Source organism: Phytohabitans maris, assembly GCF_031085175.1.
Classification (GTDB): domain Bacteria; phylum Actinomycetota; class Actinomycetes; order Mycobacteriales; family Micromonosporaceae; genus Phytohabitans; species Phytohabitans maris.
Window position 1 is genome coordinate 1 of record NZ_JAVHUY010000030.1, and the last position, 16,240, is coordinate 16,240.

Annotated in this window: 19 protein-coding genes and 1 pseudogene; 7 read left to right on the forward strand and 13 right to left on the reverse strand. The window is 69.4% G+C overall.

All coding sequences use genetic code 11. From position 1 onward, the window contains the following. Positions 1–27: 27 nt before the first annotated feature. The 10 genes and pseudogenes from RB614_RS27880 to RB614_RS27925 form a co-directional block, all read right to left on the reverse strand. On the reverse strand, positions 28–921 hold the full coding sequence (locus RB614_RS27880) for an IS5 family transposase (protein WP_308714812.1): 894 nt from the start codon (positions 919–921) through the stop codon (positions 28–30). A gap of 353 nt (positions 922–1,274) precedes the next feature. Then, a complete protein-coding gene (locus RB614_RS27885; protein ID WP_428983119.1) occupies positions 1,275–1,724 on the reverse strand; it encodes an Rv3654c family TadE-like protein in 450 nt (149 codons plus the stop codon). Positions 1,725–2,374: 650 nt separating this feature from the next. Next, the gene (locus RB614_RS27890; RefSeq protein WP_308715625.1) at positions 2,375–2,779 is read right to left on the reverse strand and encodes a TadE family type IV pilus minor pilin; all 405 of its coding nucleotides are present in this window, start codon (positions 2,777–2,779) and stop codon (positions 2,375–2,377) included. Further along, a complete protein-coding gene (locus RB614_RS27895; protein WP_308715732.1) occupies positions 2,776–2,937 on the reverse strand; it encodes a DUF4244 domain-containing protein in 162 nt (53 codons plus the stop codon). The genes RB614_RS27890 and RB614_RS27895 overlap by 4 nt, the downstream gene beginning before the upstream one ends. A gap of 354 nt (positions 2,938–3,291) precedes the next feature. Further along, a complete protein-coding gene (locus tag RB614_RS27900) occupies positions 3,292–4,002 on the reverse strand; it encodes a type II secretion system F family protein (protein WP_308715626.1) in 711 nt (236 codons plus the stop codon). 176 nt (positions 4,003–4,178) lie between these two features. Further along, positions 4,179–4,703 (reverse strand): annotated as a pseudogene (locus RB614_RS44360) (type II secretion system F family protein); the annotation flags it as partial. Positions 4,704–4,921: 218 nt separating this feature from the next. After that, positions 4,922–6,112, reverse strand: a complete 1,191-nt coding sequence (locus RB614_RS27910; RefSeq protein ID WP_308715628.1) for a TadA family conjugal transfer-associated ATPase — start codon at positions 6,110–6,112, stop codon at positions 4,922–4,924. After that, positions 6,109–7,203, reverse strand: coding sequence for a septum site-determining protein Ssd (gene ssd / locus RB614_RS27915; RefSeq protein ID WP_308715629.1), 1,095 nt, complete (start codon positions 7,201–7,203; stop codon positions 6,109–6,111). The genes RB614_RS27910 and ssd overlap by 4 nt, the downstream gene beginning before the upstream one ends. A gap of 144 nt (positions 7,204–7,347) precedes the next feature. After that, positions 7,348–8,355, reverse strand: a complete 1,008-nt coding sequence (locus tag RB614_RS27920; protein WP_308715630.1) for a M48 family metallopeptidase — start codon at positions 8,353–8,355, stop codon at positions 7,348–7,350. 322 nt (positions 8,356–8,677) lie between these two features. Further along, positions 8,678–8,959, reverse strand: coding sequence for a hypothetical protein (locus tag RB614_RS27925; RefSeq protein ID WP_308715631.1), 282 nt, complete (start codon positions 8,957–8,959; stop codon positions 8,678–8,680). A 293-nt stretch (positions 8,960–9,252) separates the two neighbouring features. Here RB614_RS27925 and RB614_RS27930 point away from each other — a divergent pair, with 293 nt between their 5' ends. Continuing rightward, positions 9,253–10,434 carry a Fic family protein gene (locus RB614_RS27930; protein WP_308715632.1) on the forward strand — a complete coding sequence of 394 codons (1,182 nt, stop codon included), beginning with the start codon at positions 9,253–9,255 and terminating at the stop codon, positions 10,432–10,434. A gap of 435 nt (positions 10,435–10,869) precedes the next feature. After that, positions 10,870–11,226, forward strand: a complete 357-nt coding sequence (locus RB614_RS44365) for a flavoprotein (protein WP_487379837.1) — start codon at positions 10,870–10,872, stop codon at positions 11,224–11,226. On the opposite strand, the gene RB614_RS27935 is transcribed toward RB614_RS44365, so the two are convergent. Further along, positions 11,129–11,875, reverse strand: coding sequence for an NUDIX domain-containing protein (locus RB614_RS27935; RefSeq protein ID WP_308715633.1), 747 nt, complete (start codon positions 11,873–11,875; stop codon positions 11,129–11,131). The two genes, RB614_RS44365 and RB614_RS27935, sit on opposite strands and share 98 nt — an antisense overlap. Positions 11,876–12,096: 221 nt before the next feature. Between RB614_RS27935 and RB614_RS27940 the strand changes: the two genes are divergently transcribed. Continuing rightward, positions 12,097–12,819 carry an HD domain-containing protein gene (locus RB614_RS27940; RefSeq protein ID WP_308715634.1) on the forward strand — a complete coding sequence of 241 codons (723 nt, stop codon included), beginning with the start codon at positions 12,097–12,099 and terminating at the stop codon, positions 12,817–12,819. On the opposite strand, the gene RB614_RS27945 is transcribed toward RB614_RS27940, so the two are convergent. Together RB614_RS27945 and RB614_RS27950 are read right to left on the reverse strand one after the other, a co-directional pair. Further along, entirely contained in the window at positions 12,807–13,277 is a 471-nt protein-coding gene (locus RB614_RS27945; RefSeq protein WP_308715733.1) for an NUDIX domain-containing protein, read from the reverse strand. The two genes, RB614_RS27940 and RB614_RS27945, sit on opposite strands and share 13 nt — an antisense overlap. Then, positions 13,270–13,539: a hypothetical protein gene (locus tag RB614_RS27950; protein WP_428983123.1), complete on the reverse strand. Its 270-nt coding sequence runs from the start codon at positions 13,537–13,539 to the stop codon at positions 13,270–13,272. Before RB614_RS27950 ends, RB614_RS27945 begins: the two co-directional genes overlap by 8 nt. Between RB614_RS27950 and RB614_RS27955 the strand changes: the two genes are divergently transcribed. From RB614_RS27955 to RB614_RS27970, 4 genes are read left to right on the forward strand one after another with little or no spacing between them, the layout of a single operon-like run. Further along, a complete protein-coding gene (locus RB614_RS27955) occupies positions 13,496–14,380 on the forward strand; it encodes a replication initiator (RefSeq protein ID WP_308715635.1) in 885 nt (294 codons plus the stop codon). The two genes, RB614_RS27950 and RB614_RS27955, sit on opposite strands and share 44 nt — an antisense overlap. After that, on the forward strand, positions 14,377–14,658 hold the full coding sequence (locus tag RB614_RS27960; protein ID WP_308715636.1) for a helix-turn-helix domain-containing protein: 282 nt from the start codon (positions 14,377–14,379) through the stop codon (positions 14,656–14,658). Before RB614_RS27955 ends, RB614_RS27960 begins: the two co-directional genes overlap by 4 nt. 15 nt (positions 14,659–14,673) lie before the next feature. After that, positions 14,674–16,065 (forward strand): tyrosine-type recombinase/integrase, encoded by a 1,392-nt coding sequence (locus tag RB614_RS27965; RefSeq protein ID WP_308715637.1) that lies wholly within the window; start codon positions 14,674–14,676, stop codon positions 16,063–16,065. A 19-nt stretch (positions 16,066–16,084) separates the two neighbouring features. Next, a complete protein-coding gene (locus RB614_RS27970; RefSeq protein WP_308715638.1) occupies positions 16,085–16,237 on the forward strand; it encodes a hypothetical protein in 153 nt (50 codons plus the stop codon). Positions 16,238–16,240 lie beyond the last annotated feature (3 nt).

Genomic DNA, 16,240 nt, shown 5'->3' on the forward strand with positions numbered 1-16,240 from the left:
AGCGCTAGGGCCTGTACCAAAGTCGGTTTAGAGCCATTCGTTGATTGCGGCGATGTGCACGGTGGCTTCGTAGCGGACGGCTAGCTTGTCGTATCTGGTGGCCACGGCTCGGTTGCGTTTGAGCCGGTTGATGCCGCATTCCACGGCGTGGCGCTGCTTGTAGGTCTCGGGGTCGAAGGTTGGTGGCCGGCCGCCCTTGGCCCCGAGCTTGCGCCGGTTGGCGTCCTGGTCGGCCTTGGACGGGATGGTCGCCTTGATTCCGCGTCGGCGTAGGTAGCGGCGGGTGCCCTTGCTGGTGTACGCCTTGTCCGCCAGGGCCCGGTCCGGGCGGGTCCGGGGTCGGCCGCCGCCCAGCCGGGGTACCCGGATCCCCTCAAGCACCGCGATGAACTGCGGGTTGTCCCCGCGTTGCCCGGCGGTCAGCACGATCGACAGTGGCTTCTGGCCCTGCTCGCAGCCCAGGTGCAGCTTCGTGGTCAGCCCGCCGCGGGAGCGGCCCAACGCGTGGTCGGCCGGCTCATCGCGTACCCCGCCGGGCGGTTCGGCCTGCGCAGCTGCGTTCTTACGCGCCCCGGCGGCGTGCTGATGCGCACGGGCTACCGTCGAGTCGACCGAGACATCCCAGACGATCCGGCCGGCCGCGTCCGCCATGGCCTGCAGCGTGCTCAGGATCAGGGCCCAGGTTCCGGCGCGTTGCCAGCGTCGGAACAGGTTGTAGGCAGCCACCCACGACCCGTAGTACTCCGGCATGTCTCGCCAGGGCGTGCCAGCCCGGGTCCGCCACCGGATCCCGTCAATGAGCTGCCGTTTGGTCCATATCGGCGGCCGTCCGGCCTTCTTCGGCGTCGGCAGCAACGGCGCCAGCACCGCCCACTGCGCGTCGGTCAGGTCGTGCCGCCTCGTCACCGCTACAGTGGCCACGAGGTCTCCGTATAGATGGTCTTCTTGGTCGAAAACTCATCTACCGGAGACCTCGCTATCTACCGGTCCTGACACGCCGAAATTCCCAAACCGTCACCGACCGACTTTGGTACGCGGCCTAGCACCCGAGCCCCTCAGCCCGTCCGTCCTTCTTCTCTTTTCTCTCCCAGCCGTCTCTCCCAGCCGCTTCCTCCCTCCCAGCCGCTCCCTCTCTCCCAGCCGTCTCTCTCCCAGCCGCTCCCCCTCTCTCTCAGCCGCGCGGTCTCGCCACTGTGGACCGGCGGCCGGCCCGCTATGGTGGACCGGCGACCGGCCCACCCACGACGGACGCTCGGTGTCCCCCGAGCGGCCGCCTATCCAGCGCGGATCGGACCCGCGCGGGCGGCGACGCGGGCGGTGCGGGTGAGGCCGGGCAACGGCGTGACGTCGACTTCCACAGCGACGACCAGATCCAGCCCGTCCACTGTGCACGCCGCGAGCCGCCCACCGTTTCGCGACACCAACTCGCCCGCGCGGGCGCAGGCGGTGTCCGGCCCTTCGAGAATCCGCATCGCCCCAGCGAGCGCGCCCAGATCGGCCGCCGCACGTGCCTCATGCCGAGCCACCCGCGCAGCGCCAACAGCCGCACCGGCCGCCCCGAGCCCGACCAACACCAGCCCGATCGCCAGCACCATGATGGTCGCCGCACCACGATCCGCCCGCCCGGCCCGCTGTCCCGCAATCCGCCCCCGAACCCGGTCTGGCCCTGATTCACGCCCCCGATCGGTTCCGGAGCCCGGGCCTGGTTGGCCGGCTTGGCCCAGTCCGGAGCGTTGGCTCTGCGCGCGGCGCTGGTCCTCCGCACCGCGCTGGTCCACCGCACGACGCCGGTCCTCCGCACAGCGCTGGTCCACCGCACCGCGCTGGTCCACCGCACGACGCCGGTCCTCCGCACAGCGCCGGCTCTTTGTGCGGATCCGGGCTGGCGCGCGGCCATGATCTGATGTCCAGCCACGTCCCGGGGCCTGGCCTGGGTCTGGCGCCTGGCCGTGGTCCAGCACGCTGCCTTGGCCCGGTGCCCGGCCATGGCCCAGCGCCCGGCCGTGGATCGGTGCCCGGCCGTCGTGGGATGCCTGGCCGTCGTGGGATGCCTGGCCCGGAGCCGGATCGTGGTCCGAGGCCCGGCCTTGGATTGGTGGCCGGCCTTCGTCTGGCACGTCGCCCCTGCCTGGTGGTCGGCCGGCGCTCGGCGCATAGGTCTCGCTTGGCGCGCTGGTCCCGCCTGACCTGCCGGTCCCGCCTGACCTGCCGGTCCCGCCTGACCTGCCGGTCCCGCCTGACCTGCCGGTCCCGCTTGGCGCACGGGCGCCGCCTGACGTGCCGGTCCCAGTTGGCGCGCCTGTGCCGCGTGACGCCCGGCCTGTGTCTGGGGTGCGGCCGTCGCCTTGCGTGCTGTCCTCCCGACGTTGGCGGGTCACGGCGTCGCTCCTGGTGTGCCAGGCTCCACGGCGGCGACCGCCGTCGCCGTGACCGTCGTGCCGGGGATGCCTGCGCCGATCGCGCGCACTCGGGCCGTCACCGTGGCCACGACCGTGTCGCCTGACGTCGCGATCGACACGGTGGCGCCGGACGGTGCCACTCGCTGGCCCGCCGCCACACCACCCTCGCCGCGGGCGGCGGCCAACGCGGCCTCGCGGGCGGCGTCAACGCACTGGGCCTTCGTGGTCACCGCGTTGACCGCGGTCAGCCCGACGAACAGCAACAGCATCAGGGCCGGCAGCCCGGCCGCCAACTCAGCGGTGAACGACCCCCGGTCGCGGCCTGCTCTCCGATCGCGGCCAGACCGCTGGTCAGCGCCGGGCCGCCGGCCCCGGCTCACTTCAGCGCTCCCTCGATGATGCCGGTGAGCGCTCGTACGATGCTGCCGCTGGTTACCACCTTCAACAGCACGCCAGCGAAGGCGACGGCGGCCATGGTCCCGACTGCGTACTCAGCCGTGTTCATCCCGGCGTCGCCCGCGAGGCGGCGCCTCCGCATCGTGATCCCCCCTGACCCGGCTTCCCACAGCCGAGCGATCAGCTTGCGCACACGAATCCCCTCTCTTCGTCGAATCCCCCACACCCGCCGGTTGGCGGGCGAAGCCTTTCTCGCACCTGCCCAGCTCTGGCCTGCGGTGCCGGCGTGCTCGGACCTGCCTGGCGCTGGGCGGGCTCACCGTCTGCCGGCTCCGGTGAGCCGGACAGCGACGCCGATTCCGGCTCGCACTTTGCGGACCCCGGTGAGCGCTCGCGCCTAACCGGCTCGCCCCTCGCCCGGGTTGGCGGGCTCTCGCCTGCCGGGCCGGCTCTCGCGTGGCCCGGCTCATAGCACGTCCTCTCGCGTGGCCCGGGCTCATAGCACGTCGCGGAGCACGGCGATCAGCACCGGTATCAGGCCGGCGAGGATGAACGCCGGCAGGAAGCAGAGGCCCAGCGGCAGCACTATGAGCACGCCCGCGCGGCGGGCTGCGGCTTCGTTGGCCACCGCGCGGTCGGCGCGTAGGTCGTCGGCGAGCCGGGTCAGGGCGCCGGCCAGGGCGGAACCGCTGGCGCTCGACCTGACCGCCGCCTGCGCCATCCGACCCGCGCCGGCCACGGTCGCGATGTGGCCCCACGCCTCCGCTGGCTCGGCGCCCAGGCGGATGGATCGGGCGACGCGCGTGAGGCGCTCACCGAGCGGGCCGCCGATCGCCTCGGCCACCTCGGCGGCGGCATGGTCGACCGGCGCGCCCGCGCGCAGGCCGGCGGCCATCAGGTCGGCGGCGAGCGGCAGGTCGGCGACCTCGCGCAGCCGCCGTGCCCGCGCCTCGGCCGGCTCCAATCGGTGCAGGAACCGGTCGAGAGCGACCGCCACCGCCACGCCGGCCACCAGCCCCAGCAGGCCGCCTACGAAGAGGGTTACCGCGAAACCGCCGAGACCCGCCGCGAGCCGGAGCGGGTCTGGCCGCCACCGGCGCCGGGTGGTGAGGGTGGCCAGGCGCCGGCGGGCTGGACGGCCGCGTACCCCAACTACGACCGCGGCCGCCAGCAGGCTCGCGATGAGCAATGCTTCCGCTGGCGTCATGCCTCGCTCCCCGCGCTGGGCCGGCCGGCGACGACTGCCGCCGTACGCGGGCGGGGGCGGGGCGCGGGCCGAGCGTCGGTGCTTCGTGGCCAGGCCGGCCTGGCGTCAGCCGTCCAGAGTGGAGCCGGTGTGGTCGTGGCCGCTGGTGCCGCCGCCTTCGCCCCGGTGGTGCCAGCAGCGGCCAGACGGTCGGCCCAGGCCAGTCCGACCGCCTGGAGCGCGATAGCGCCGACCGCGCAGGCGGCGCCGATCGGGGTGTGCAGTAGTACCGCCAGCGGATCGGCGCCGATGCTGTATCCCAGCGCGATCCCGCCCACCGGCAAGGCGGCGAGCAGCCAGGCGGTTGCCCGCGCACCGGCCGCCTGCGCCGCCGCGGAGGCGCTGGCGCGGTCCATTGCCCTGGCGTCGGCCTCGATCCGCTCGACCAGGTCGGCGATGGGGGCGCCGGTGCGCTCCGCCAGGCGCCAGGCCGCCTCGGCGAGCTGAGCCATCCGGCGGTCTTCGATCGCGGCGGGAGCGGCCAACGGGTGGACTGAGCTGGCAGAGGACGGCGCACCGCCGGTGGCGAGACCGGCTCGGAGGTCCGCCGCCAACCCGCACAGCGCATCCAGCGAACGGGTCCGCAGCGCCGCCGCGGCCCGAGCGGAGCGCCGGCGCAGCACCACGCGCACCCCGATGACCCCGTAGCCGCCGGCGACCACACCGGCGACCGGGCCGGCGAGCAGGGTGCCGGTCAGGGCGGCGAGCGCCACGGCCAGGACCATCGCCCGCCCGCTGGAGAGCGACTCGACGTGCTCCCGCAGGCTGCGGGGTGCCGAGCGCTGCCCGGCCAGCAGCCGGGTCTGGCGGCTACGCCGCGGCCAGCCGAGCACGACGGCCGCGGCGATCAGGCAGCCGGAAGTGATCAGCCAGTGCGCGGTCACGGCCGGCCGGCCGGGGTCGAGAGGACTGGTGGAACCAGCACCGAGCGGTCGAGGAACATCCTGGCCAGTGCCTGCGCCGCCGGCCCCGGCCCGTGCCCCCGGCGCCACGCCGGAAGCACGGTGACGAGCCGCTCGCTGCCGGACGGCAACAGCACGCAGATCGAGTCGAGGATGCGCCCGCTACGCGTACGCCGTACGTGCAGCACGGCCTGCAGCGCGGCGGCCGCCTGGGCGTGGAGAGCGGCGCGGGGCAGGCCACCCAGCAGCCCCAACGCTTCCAGCCGGGCGGGGACGTCGGCTGGTGAGTTGGCGTGGAGCGTGCCAGCCCCGCCCTCGTGACCGGTGTTGAGCGCGGCGAGCAGATCCACCACTTCCGCACCCCGGCACTCGCCCACCACCAGCCGGTCAGGGCGCATGCGGAGCGCCTGGCGCACGAGGTCGCTGAGGGTCACCGTGCCCGCGCCCTCCACATTGGACGTACGTGCCTGGAGGCCGACCACGTGCGGGTGCACCGGGCGCAGTTCGGCGGCGTCTTCGACCAGCACGATCCGCTCGGTCGGCGGCACCAGGCCGAGCAGCGTATTGAGCAGCGTCGTCTTTCCCGAGCCCGTCCCGCCGGTCACCAGGTATGCCAGGCGAGCGCCCACGATCGCGGCGAGGAGCGTGGCGATCGGCTCGGGCACGGTGCCCTGCTCGATCAGCTCGTGCAGGGTGAAGGGGCGCTGCCGGAAGGTGCGGAGCGAAAGGTACGGCCCCTCGGTGGCCACCGGTGGCAGCACGGCGTGCAGGCGGGTGCCGTCGGGCAGGCGCGCGTCGACGTACGGGCTGGCGTCGTCGAGTCGCCGCCCGCATCCCGCCGCCAGCCGCTGGGCGAGCCGGCGCACCTCGTCGACTCCGCCGAGCACTGTGGACACCCGCTGCAGCCCGCTGCCCCGGTCGACCCACACGTCGCGCCCGTTGACCAGCACGTCGGTGACCGCCGGATCGGTCAGGTAGGGCGTAAGCGGTCCCGCCCCGACCAGGTCGCTGTGCACCTGGCTGGCGAGACGGAGCACGGCGCTGTCACCGAGGACCGCACCGGCAGGCTCGCTGCGCACCGCTGAAACCACCGCCGAAGGAGTCGCCTCCACGCCCTCGACCGCGAAGCGGCGGCGCACCCGGCTCGCCAGGTCGATCTGCCCGCTCATGCCGCTGCCTCCACCGACGTGCCGGTCAGCTCGGCGACAAGGCGCTGGCAGAGCGCCGCGAGTGGACCGCGCCCCTTTGACGTGGGTGCCACACCGTGCTCGAGGCTGCGAGACAGCGCCGGCTCCGGGCGCAGCGTGCCGGCCAGCGGCATGTGCAGCGAGTCGGCGATGTCGCGGGCCCGCAGCCGGCCAGGCGTGGGGCCGCGCACGATCAGCGCCACGTCGGCGCAGTGCAGGCGGGTGAGCGCGGCGATCCGGGCGGCGGCCGCGGCGGCCCGAATCTCGGCCGGCACCACCAGAAAGACCCGGTCGGACGCTTGCAGCGCCACCACCGCCGCGTCGTCGAACTGTCGGGGCAGGTCGACCACCACCAGATCACACGCACGCCGCCCGGCGTCCATGGTCGCCGCCATCGCCTCGGGCGGCAGGCCCACCATCTCGCCTCGGTCCCACGAGAGCACCACCAGGCCACCGCGGTGTGGCAGCGCCCCCACCAGCGCAGTCGCGTCTATCCGCCCATCCGCCTGGCTGAGCGCTGGCCATCGCAACCCGTCGAGGTCTTCCCAGCCGAGCACCAGGTCCAGGCCACCGCCGAGCGGATCCGCGTCGACCAGGAGCGTGCGGAGGCCGGCCCGCTTGGCCGTCACGGCCAGGCCACTGGCCAACACGCTCGCCCCGGCACCGCCCCTCCCGCCGACGACGCCCAGAACGCGGCCGTGCCCGAGGCTCGGCAACCGCTCGGCGAACCGCTCCACCAGCCATCCCTCGGCCGCCGGCAGCATCGCGACATGCTCGGCACCCAGCGCTTCGGCGACCTGCCACGGGTCATCCGCGTACCCAGATGGTCTGCCAACCAAGACGACGCGTGGGCGGCGCGGCAAGGCCGCACGCACCGCGGCCTGGGCCTGGTCCATGCCGACGAGGACCATCGGCGCGCCCGGATATCTCGGTCGCGCGGCGGCGGGATCCGGCGCGATCTCAAGCTCGCAGCCGCCGGCGGCGGCCAGGCGGAGGAGGTCTTCGAGCAGGTCGTTGTCGGCGGTGACCAGCAGAGGCAGGCGGCGAGCGGAGGGCAAGGACTGCAATGGCATTCGCTGCTCCTACGGCGGTTGCGGGATTGCCAGATACCGTGCCGCCGGGAGCGCGCCGGGCCAATACCACCAAGATCGATCTGTGGATAACCAGATGCCCTGTGGATAACGCCCGAAAGACAAGTCGATCTGCTAGACCATGGCTCAGCCGCCCCAGCTGATGTCCCGTGCGATCCGCGCATAATGCCTGGCCAGCTCGGCATCGATCCGTTTCAGCCGGGCCTCCGTGAGGGCCACCGCGGGGTGGTGCCACTCGCGTTCCCGGATCATCCTGTGGCGCAAGCCCTGCGGCGGATGCGACGCGAAGAGCGACGCCCGGTCCCGGATGGAGAGCTGCCGCAGAGCCGGCAGGCTGGCGGCGGCCGACGCCCGCGCCTCGTCCGCGGCGATCCGCCACCGGTCGGGCCCGTGCCCCGCGCGGGCCTCCCGCCGCACGACCATTTCCACGGCTTCGCACAGGAGAAGCACGTCGAACGTCCCCGCAGCGGCCGCCGAGCCGCCCGCTTTCGCGGCGAGTTCGTCAGCGAGATACTCGGCGCGTTGCGAGTCGCGCTGCCCAAGCCACACGAGCAGCACATGGGCACCGAAGAGGAGCCGCGCCAGCATGCGCTGAACGATCTCCGCCAGCATCGCGCCGAGCGATTCCACTCCGGAGTGCCCGGTCTCCACGGGACGTACCAGGTCAGCGGTGGTGCCGAGCATCGTGAAGGCCGGCTGGGTGAGCAGCGTCCGCCGGACGTCGCCGTTTACGAAATGGCCCAGCTCATGGCCGAGAAGCGCCACCCGCTCCTGCGGCGGCAAGGCGCCCCACAGCGGCAGGCCAAGGCAGAGCACGCGGATTCGGCGTAAACCCACGGAAGTGGCGTATGCGTTGAAGTTGTTATCCACCGCGACCACGTCCGGCGGCGCCGTCCCGACGGCGGCCGCCACCTCGTCCACCAGCTCGAACAACGCCGGCGCCCGCTCCCGGTCGAGCGTCTCGGCCGAGGCGTCGAGGCGCCCGAAGCGGGGACGCAGCGTGGCCGCCAGGCCCAGCGCGGCCAGCCCGAACGGAATCGTGAGTGATGGGAAATCGTGCACCACCAGCCATACGCCGAACACGGCGAGAAGTGCCACGCCGACCAGCAGAAGGATCGAGATCCCGATCGTCACGGCCCGCGCAAGACCAGGTCCGCGCCGGTCGAGGCGGTCGGAGACCAGGGCGTCGAAGAGGCCCGCCCGCAGGGCGATCCGCGGGCGCCTACGGTGCGCCGCGCTTGCGTGGCGCCTTGATGTAGAAGAGACGGAATCGGCAGCGCGAGCCTGCCGCCGCTGGTGGCAATGGGTCCCGCCTCCGGAGGGCTGGACGCTCAACATGGGTATCTAGGCGCGCTGACCTGTGCAACGGTGCCGCCGTCCGGAGAGGACCCTGCGGTCTTGGGCATGTATTCGGCACGGGCCACGCTCTCGATCTGGGCGGCCGTCGAGGATCCCTCTACGCCTTCGCTCGAAAGTCCTGGATGTCCCACGTCCCGTCGGCGTCGAACAGGGCATAGGCACGGCCGAGGGCAGCGTCAGCCTCTTCCTCGCTCTCGTACCGCCCCTGGGTCTCCCGGCGCTCTCCGTACGTCTTGCGAGCGGCCACTTCCCACCAGCCGCGATCTCGGTCATGGTGGAGTTGCACGAGCACGAGGATGCCGGGTATTCCGGGAAACCTTTCGGGGTTGATCAACCTTGCGTTGACCAGGAGCTTCGGTAGCCTCACGATCGCGATCATCGAACATGTGTGCGAGGTGCGTCAAGGCGACGGAGGCGAGGGGGCACCTCTCCAGGTCTCCGCGGTCCGCTGTCCCTCGCGTGTTGGTAGCTCTCGTGCACTGCTTTGACTGCTACCGTGAGGGTGGCCAGTATTGGCTGCTCAGGACGGATGTTGCTGGCTGATCCTCAACGCTGCCCGTCCCTGTTAGAACGTCCCGAGCGTTTGGACGTTGGTTCGCGACACTCAATTGCACGTGGGGCGTTTAAACGACGTGCCAGATGTAACGCCTTGGTGCGGTAGACTTTCAATCCGTGGATCTTGAGGCCCTTGGCAGCAGCCCGCTTGGGCACCTCGTGCCCATTAGCGGCAATGATGCCCGTTTCGGCGAGTTCGAGTACTTTGCATTCAATCCGTTCCCGCTGCCGTCGGACGTGAACCTGTCTTCCCAAACATGGACCGCCGTGGCTGAAGCCTCGACGGCACTAGGGAAGCTCGACTTTGCGTGTACCCAGCTACCAGATCCGCGGCTCCTCATACGTCCCGCCCTCTGGAGAGAGGCGCTGGACACTTCAGCCCTTGAGGGCACGCATGGCGCCTTGCGTGACCTTCTAGAGGCTCAATTGGACGGTACGCAGTTCTTGTCGCCAGAGATAACGGAAATCCGCGCCTATGAGCGTGTTGCCCTAATGGCGTTTGACCTGGTTAAGAGCAGGCCAATCAGTCGTGGATTTCTGTGCGAACTACAAATGGAGCTTTTGAAAGATGCGGACAAGCCGCCACGGGATCTGGGACGTCTCCGGCAGGACCAGGTTTGGATTGGCGCGAGTGATCGCCCCATACAAGAGGCTCGCTTTGTTCCGGTACCTCCTGACGATCGCTTGAAGGCGGCGCTGGACGAATGGGAACGGTGGGTGCAAAATCCACTGGCTAACCTTTCCCCTGTCTTGCGTGCAGCAGTAACCCACTACCAGTTTGAGACCATTCATCCCTTCGGGGATGGGAACGGTCGCATCGGCCGGCTGGTTGTCGTGCTTCAGCTTCTACGAGATGGTGTGCTAAATCACCCTGCACTCACTGTCTCGCCATGGTTTCTCAGGCGACGTAGCGACTATCAGAATCATTTATTGCAGGTTAGCTGTACCGGTGATTGGAATCCATGGGTGCAGTTCTTTTGTCGTGCGGTACAGGAACAGTCCGGCTCGCTAATTTCTAATACGGGCCTGTTGCTGGACTGGTTGCGAGATGCGCGCACGGAAGTCAATGATCGTCGTTGGTCGGGGGCGATTCATCGCTTGGTGGAGGATCTCATTGAGTGGCCGATCGTTACGGTCGCCGCTGTCGCCGCCCGGTATGACGTTACGACCATGAACGCGGCCAGAATGGTTAAACATCTCGTTGAGATCGACGTACTAAAGGAAATGACCGGCCGGAGCTACGGTCGCATCTTTGGCGCCACCAAGGTTATCGAAATCGTTGAGCGTATGAGCGCCTAGCCTGCTGGCCGAAGCGAACCCAAATAGGACGCCCGATCCATCCCGTCTGCCGTCGACCCACCTACCGGGGAGCTCTGCCTGGGTCGATGGCGGACGGGGATGGATCTTCCACCATCCTGGAGCCAGAGTGCTCCCGCCGGAGGCTTTCTCTTGTTGTGAGTCCGGCCGTAGGCCGGTCCTCCTTGTTCTTCTGCCCCCGTGTGCTGCCCATATTTAAGGCGGCCCGGGGCTTCTCTCCATTGTGGGCTGTCGCGCCGCCGAAGGGCTGGAACCGCCGGCGCCGGAGCGAAGCGGGAGGCGCCGAACGGCGGGCCGGCAGGCCCGGCCCCTGGTCCGGCGGCGCGAGCGGCTCGCGGAGCGGGTCGCCTTCAATCCGTACGGAGTTCTTACCGCGACCTCCGCTGTGGTTTGTCCGTCGTGGTTGACTCACGACCCGTGAACAGATCGCCCATCAACTTGATCGTGTGCGGCGCGCCTCTTACGGGGCGGCTGCCGTTCCTTGTGTCGGCGCTTCAGGGCGCAGGCTGGCGACCAAGGGTCATCTGTACCCCATCGGCGTTGGAATGGGTTGACCACGATGCAGTGGCCCACCTGACGAGAGCGGCGCCAGTCTCCGACTTTCGGTCACCGAGAACTCCCAAGGAGGGTCCATCGCCGGTCGCGTTGGTCGTATGCCCAGCGACGTTCAACACGGTCAACAAGGCGGCAACAGGCATCGCCGACACTTACGCATCGGCCACGATCTGTGAGGCGCAGCTACCGGGCTGCCACTCATCACGGTGCCGACGGTGAGCATCCGGTTGTGGGGACATCCGGCCTGGGTGGGAAACCTGAACGTCCTCCGCGATGCCGGGGCTGTCCCTGTTGACGTACAGACTGGCGGGCTCGCCCTGGCACCGACGCCGTCAGGCTCCGGCGATGACGTCGCGGCACGGTTCGACCCGCAGTGGATCGTCACGTGGCTTGACCGGCTCGTACCGCGGAGTTGACGTCTACTCGGTCGGCTCGGTGCCGTGTTCGGCGTAGACCGCTTGCCCGCGGCTCCTGGCGTCGATGGCTGTGCGGATGCGCCGGCCGAGCCTGGCGATCGTGTACTGGTCGAGGTCGTCGCCCGTGACGAATCGCCATTCGGACAGTTCGCCGTCTGGGAAGGTGATCGCCGCTTGGGCGTCCTCGCCGAGTTCGCCGGCTCGAAGATGAAGAGCAGCTTGTCGCCTTCGTATTCGGCGGGCGCCCAGTCCACGACCAAGAGGCCGGCGACGGGCACCATCAGGCCGGTCTCTTCGGTGATCTCCCGGAGACATGCGGCTCGTGGCGACTCGCCGGGTTCGACGTAGCCGCCTGGGAGGTCCCAGTACTCCTTGTACGTGGGGCGGACGAGCAGGGCGCGTCCTTGCTGGTCGGAGAAGAGGGCGCCTGCGGCGACCCGGGGAGTGGCCATCGGCGGGCGTGCTTCTGAGGCTGCCGTCACAGGCGGCAGCGTAGTGAGTCCATTCAGCGAAGCATCCTGACGCGGCGGGCCAAGCCGGCGAGCCAGATCGCCCGTTGGGCGTACGGCGGCAAGCCCACGGTCCGCTGCGATCCGGGCCAGGTCGGCTTCGCCCAGTTAACTGAGCTGGGTCGCGGTGAACTGCTATGCCAGATCGAGGAGTCGCGTCTCGCGTGGTCCTGCTCCTCGCCGTCGAAGGCGTCGGCGACACCCTGCAACTGGGACAACTTCTGCGACAGGCGCTTGCCTTTGGGCTGATCGGACCAGGCTTTGGTGCCGCAGCTCCTGTCCGGGGTGGCAAGATCCCAACCTGTCCGTACGCTGGCGACGTGGACCTGGTAACGGAGGCGAGAGCGCTGGCCGCCGCGCTGCTGGCGGAGCAACTGCCCCGGCGGTGGAGCCACGTGCAAGCCGTCGGGACGAAGGCGGCGCAAGTGTCTGCCGTCCTTGAAGGGTCCGACCAGAGTGTATTGGTGGCTGCAGCGTGGCTGCACGACATCGGCTACGCACCACCGCTTGCTGACACCGGGTTTCATCCGCTGGACGGTGGCCGGTGGTTACGGTCGCAAGGGTTTGACGATCGAGTTGCTCGTCTGGTGGCTCACCACACGTGTGCCTTGCTGGAGGCGGACGAACGTGGGTTAGCGGAGGACCTGACGACTGAGTTCGAGCGCGAGGAGTCCGCAACTGCGGATGCGTTGTGGTACTGCGATGCGACGACCGGACCGGATGGGCAGGACTTGGACGTGCTCGATCGTTTGAATGAGATCAGGGCTCGCTACGGGCCAAACACGATCGTGACACGGTTTATCGACCGGGCGGAGCCACAGATTGTTGCTGCGGTGCAGCGGACGAGAAAGCGGCTTGCTGACGTTGGACCCGATCACCCGATGTAGGGCTCGTCAAGATTGGCGTATCCGTGGTCGATGCGCAGCCGCATGGACGCGTGAATGTCGAGCGCATCAAGCTCGGGCGCCGCTATCCAGGCGACATGGGTCGATTCACTGCTTGGCGTGGTCTCGCCTGACAGGTAGCGGGCACGGAAGCAGATCGAGAATTGCTGACGGACTTCGCCATCGTCGTAGGCAATGATGTGATTTGGATCGGAGTAGATGCCGACGATGCCCGCCACTTCAACAGTGATTCCGGTCTCCTCGTGCGTCTCGCGGACCACGGTCTCGGCGACATACTCACCGACGTCCTGGGCACCGCCGGGCAACGCCCAAAGGCCGTTGTCGCTGCGCCGGATCAGCAGCACTCGACCATGCTGATCGAGCACGAACGCGGTGACTGCGACGACGATTCGGTTTGGCGTAGGCGCGTCTGGGTCATGAAAGTATTCGGTCCTAGCCACGATCAGTGCCATCCTCAGCTAGCTGCCACAACGGCTTGGCTGTGGACCAGACGCGATCGAAGCTGTCGGCGTACTGGTCGAATAGATCGCCGCCCGTCAGGCGGCGAAGGTGGAGCGTCGGTGCATGGGCAGCAGGGTATCCGTACACATGCGTATTGACAAACATCTCGTCATCGAAGCGGTAGATCGAGTTGTAGAGCGTCGTGCCGTGCAGGCCAATGGCAATCCAACGCCGGCTGGCCCCACACGCACACTTCGCCATCCGCGGCACGCTACCGAGAAGACTGCTCAAACAGGTCGCCGCAGCCACCTACCACCAAGTCTGGTGGCCCACCTTCGACCAACCCAAGTACACAGTGGACCGCCCGCCCGTCTGGGACACCGAGCAAGGCGCCTACGTCGACCCACGCACCAAGCAACCGCTGCGCAGCTGGGGCGAGGCGCTGGACGACCTGGAAGAGGCCGACGCGGAACCGGCCTACGTGGCCCGGCTCGGCCGGATCGACGCACGCGGCATCGAAGCCGGCGACAAAGACACCGAGCGCGCCATCCGCTACGTCACCAAGTACGTCACAAAGGATCTGACCGAACACGCGGCGCCACAGTCCGATCCGCAGCGGGCGCACTTCGACCGACTCCACGCCGAACTCGCCACCCTGCCCTGCTCACCGACCTGCGCCAACTGGCTGCTCTACGCAATCCAGCCAGACGGCGTCAAGCCCGGCCTGACACCCGGACGCTGCTCCGGCAAAGTCCACCAACGCAACACCCTCGGCTTCACCGGCCGGCGTGTCCTCATCTCCCGGCAGTGGTCCGGCAAGACCCTCGCCGACCACCGGACGGACAACCGCGCCTGGATCCGGACCATCCTCGGCGGCGGCCTCACCGACACCGAAGAACAGCCGGCAGACGACCGGTACAGCTTCGAGCTGGCAAGGCCAGACGACCCCGACCTCCCACCACTCGAACACCGGATCCTGCGCGCCGTCTCCGCCCGCATCCGGTGGCGCGCGGACCTGCACAGAGCCAAGCAACGCCTTTCGGCAACCAGAGAAGCAACCCCTGCGACGGCAAGCCACGAGCGAGCGGAGCAGAACGCATGACCCGGCAGAGAAAGGACCGAATGACCAACGTCTTCCCTCTCATCCCCCGGCAAGCGCGCGGCGAAGAAACCCAGACCCGCGCCGTTTACACCGTCCACGAGGCCGCGCGCCTGCTGTCCATTTCGGTCAGCACGGCGTACGCCCTGGTCCGCTCCGGCGACATCCCGGCCGAGCGGCTCGGTCGGCGGTGGGTGATCCCCCGCGTCCGCTTCCATGCCTGGCTGGACGGAGCGACCGACCCCGCGAGGCAGGCGACCGGCACCGAACACTCGCGATAGGGCTGGTGATCAGGCATGGGCTTCGTCAACAAGACCCCGGCCGGCACGTACCGGGCGAACTGGCGGGACGCGACCGGAAAGCAGAAGGCGAAGACCTTCCGCACGAAGAAGGAGGCCACCGTCTACCTGGCCGACGTCGAGAGCGCGGTCAACCGGGGCACCTACGTCGACCCGCACGCGGGCAAGATGCGGTTCGGGGAGTTCGCGGCCCGCTGGCTGGCCAGCCGCACCGTCGAGGCGCGCACGGCGGAGCGGACGCTCTCGCTCATGCGAACGCACGTCCTACCTCGCTGGACGGACTGGCCACTGTCCAAGATCGAGTTCATGGCCGTGCAGGAGTGGGTGAGCACGCTCGGCCGCGACCTGGCGCCGGCCACCGTCGCCAAGTGCCACGGGCTGATGCTGATGATCCTCAAGACAGCAGTGCAGGCGCGCCTGATCGCCGTCAACCCGGCGGAGGGTGTCAAGGTGCCTCGGGACCGGGCCGGCGACGTCAAGCCGGCCACGATCACGCGAGAGGCGTTTTTCGGCAAGCTCCTTCCGGCAGTCCCGCCAGCACATCGGGCCATCGTCTGCGCAGCTGCTGGCGCCGGGCTGCGCTGGGGCGAATGCGCCGGCCTCCCCTGGTCCGCGGTCGACCTGGAGCGAGGCGTCATCAAGGTCGCTCAGGTCGCGGTGGAAACGCACGGCGGCATCGCGATCCGGCCGTACCCGAAGAGCCGCGCGGGCGTCCGAGCAGTGCCCATCCCCGGCTTCCTCGCCGAGGAGCTGGGCAAACGCAAGCGAGACCACGCGCTCGTCTTCGCCGATCGGACGGGCCACCCGATGCGCCGGTCCAACTTCCGCCGGCGGGTCTGGTTGCCCTCGCTGGTCCGGGCCGGCCTGCTCGGCGACGTGGCGCAGATGGGACCGCACAAGTACCGGGCGACCTGGCCCGATCAGGACGGATTCGAGTGGTCCGCCGAGTTCACCACATATCGCGACGCGGTCGCCCATGTAGCCAGCAAGGCCGTGGGCGGGCTCCGCTTCCACGACCTGCGCCACTCGTACGCGACCTGGCTGATCACGGACGGCGTCCCGGTCAACGTGGTCCAAGCGGTCATGGGACACGAGCAGGCGTCGACCACCCTCAACCGCTACACGCACACCCCGGCTGACTACGCCAAGCGCGTCCGGGAAGCCCTCGCTGACGATCTGCTGACTTTCCGGCTCGGGGAAGATCCACAGCGGACGGATCAAGGCTCTGACCAGGGAGTCAAACGCTTTCACAACGAGGACGACCCCCGCCGGGGGGAGGCGGGGGTCGTCTGGGGTCCGGCTCCGGGGGGGTCGAGCCGAAACCCACTCAGCGGTCACGGGGGGTGCAACCGCCGAGAGCCTTCACGGACACGTCGCGTAGGGACGTGAAACCGTGTCGTAAACAAGCATGCCTGAGTGGACCGGCGCGCGTCGAGTGGCGTTTGCCGCAACTATCGCGACACGCCGACTCAATACGGTGATCCGGGTCGCCGTGTCGCTGATCGGCGGCTCAGAGCCGCAGGTCGGCAGCGCGACGGCCGTCACCCCGGGCACCCGCTGACCT

Bases quoted from the DNA above. Each gene is read 5' to 3' on its own strand.
- RB614_RS27895 (WP_308715732.1), bottom strand. From the start codon at position 2,937: ATGCGGAGGCGCCGCCTCGCGGGCGACGCCGGGATGAACACGGCTGAG.
- RB614_RS27900 (WP_308715626.1), bottom strand. From the start codon at position 4,002: ATGACGCCAGCGGAAGCATTGCTCATCGCGAGCCTGCTGGCGGCCGCG.
- RB614_RS27910 (WP_308715628.1), bottom strand. From the start codon at position 6,112: ATGAGCGGGCAGATCGACCTGGCGAGCCGGGTGCGCCGCCGCTTCGCG.
- ssd (WP_308715629.1), bottom strand. From the start codon at position 7,203: ATGCCATTGCAGTCCTTGCCCTCCGCTCGCCGCCTGCCTCTGCTGGTC.
- RB614_RS27925 (WP_308715631.1), bottom strand. From the start codon at position 8,959: ATGATCGCGATCGTGAGGCTACCGAAGCTCCTGGTCAACGCAAGGTTG.
- RB614_RS27935 (WP_308715633.1), bottom strand. From the start codon at position 11,875: ATGGCCACTCCCCGGGTCGCCGCAGGCGCCCTCTTCTCCGACCAGCAA.
- RB614_RS27955 (WP_308715635.1), top strand. From the start codon at position 13,496: ATGGCAATCCAACGCCGGCTGGCCCCACACGCACACTTCGCCATCCGC.
- RB614_RS27950 (WP_428983123.1), bottom strand. From the start codon at position 13,539: ATGGCGAAGTGTGCGTGTGGGGCCAGCCGGCGTTGGATTGCCATTGGC.
- RB614_RS27960 (WP_308715636.1), top strand. From the start codon at position 14,377: ATGACCCGGCAGAGAAAGGACCGAATGACCAACGTCTTCCCTCTCATC.
- RB614_RS27965 (WP_308715637.1), top strand. From the start codon at position 14,674: ATGGGCTTCGTCAACAAGACCCCGGCCGGCACGTACCGGGCGAACTGG.
- RB614_RS27970 (WP_308715638.1), top strand. From the start codon at position 16,085: ATGCCTGAGTGGACCGGCGCGCGTCGAGTGGCGTTTGCCGCAACTATC.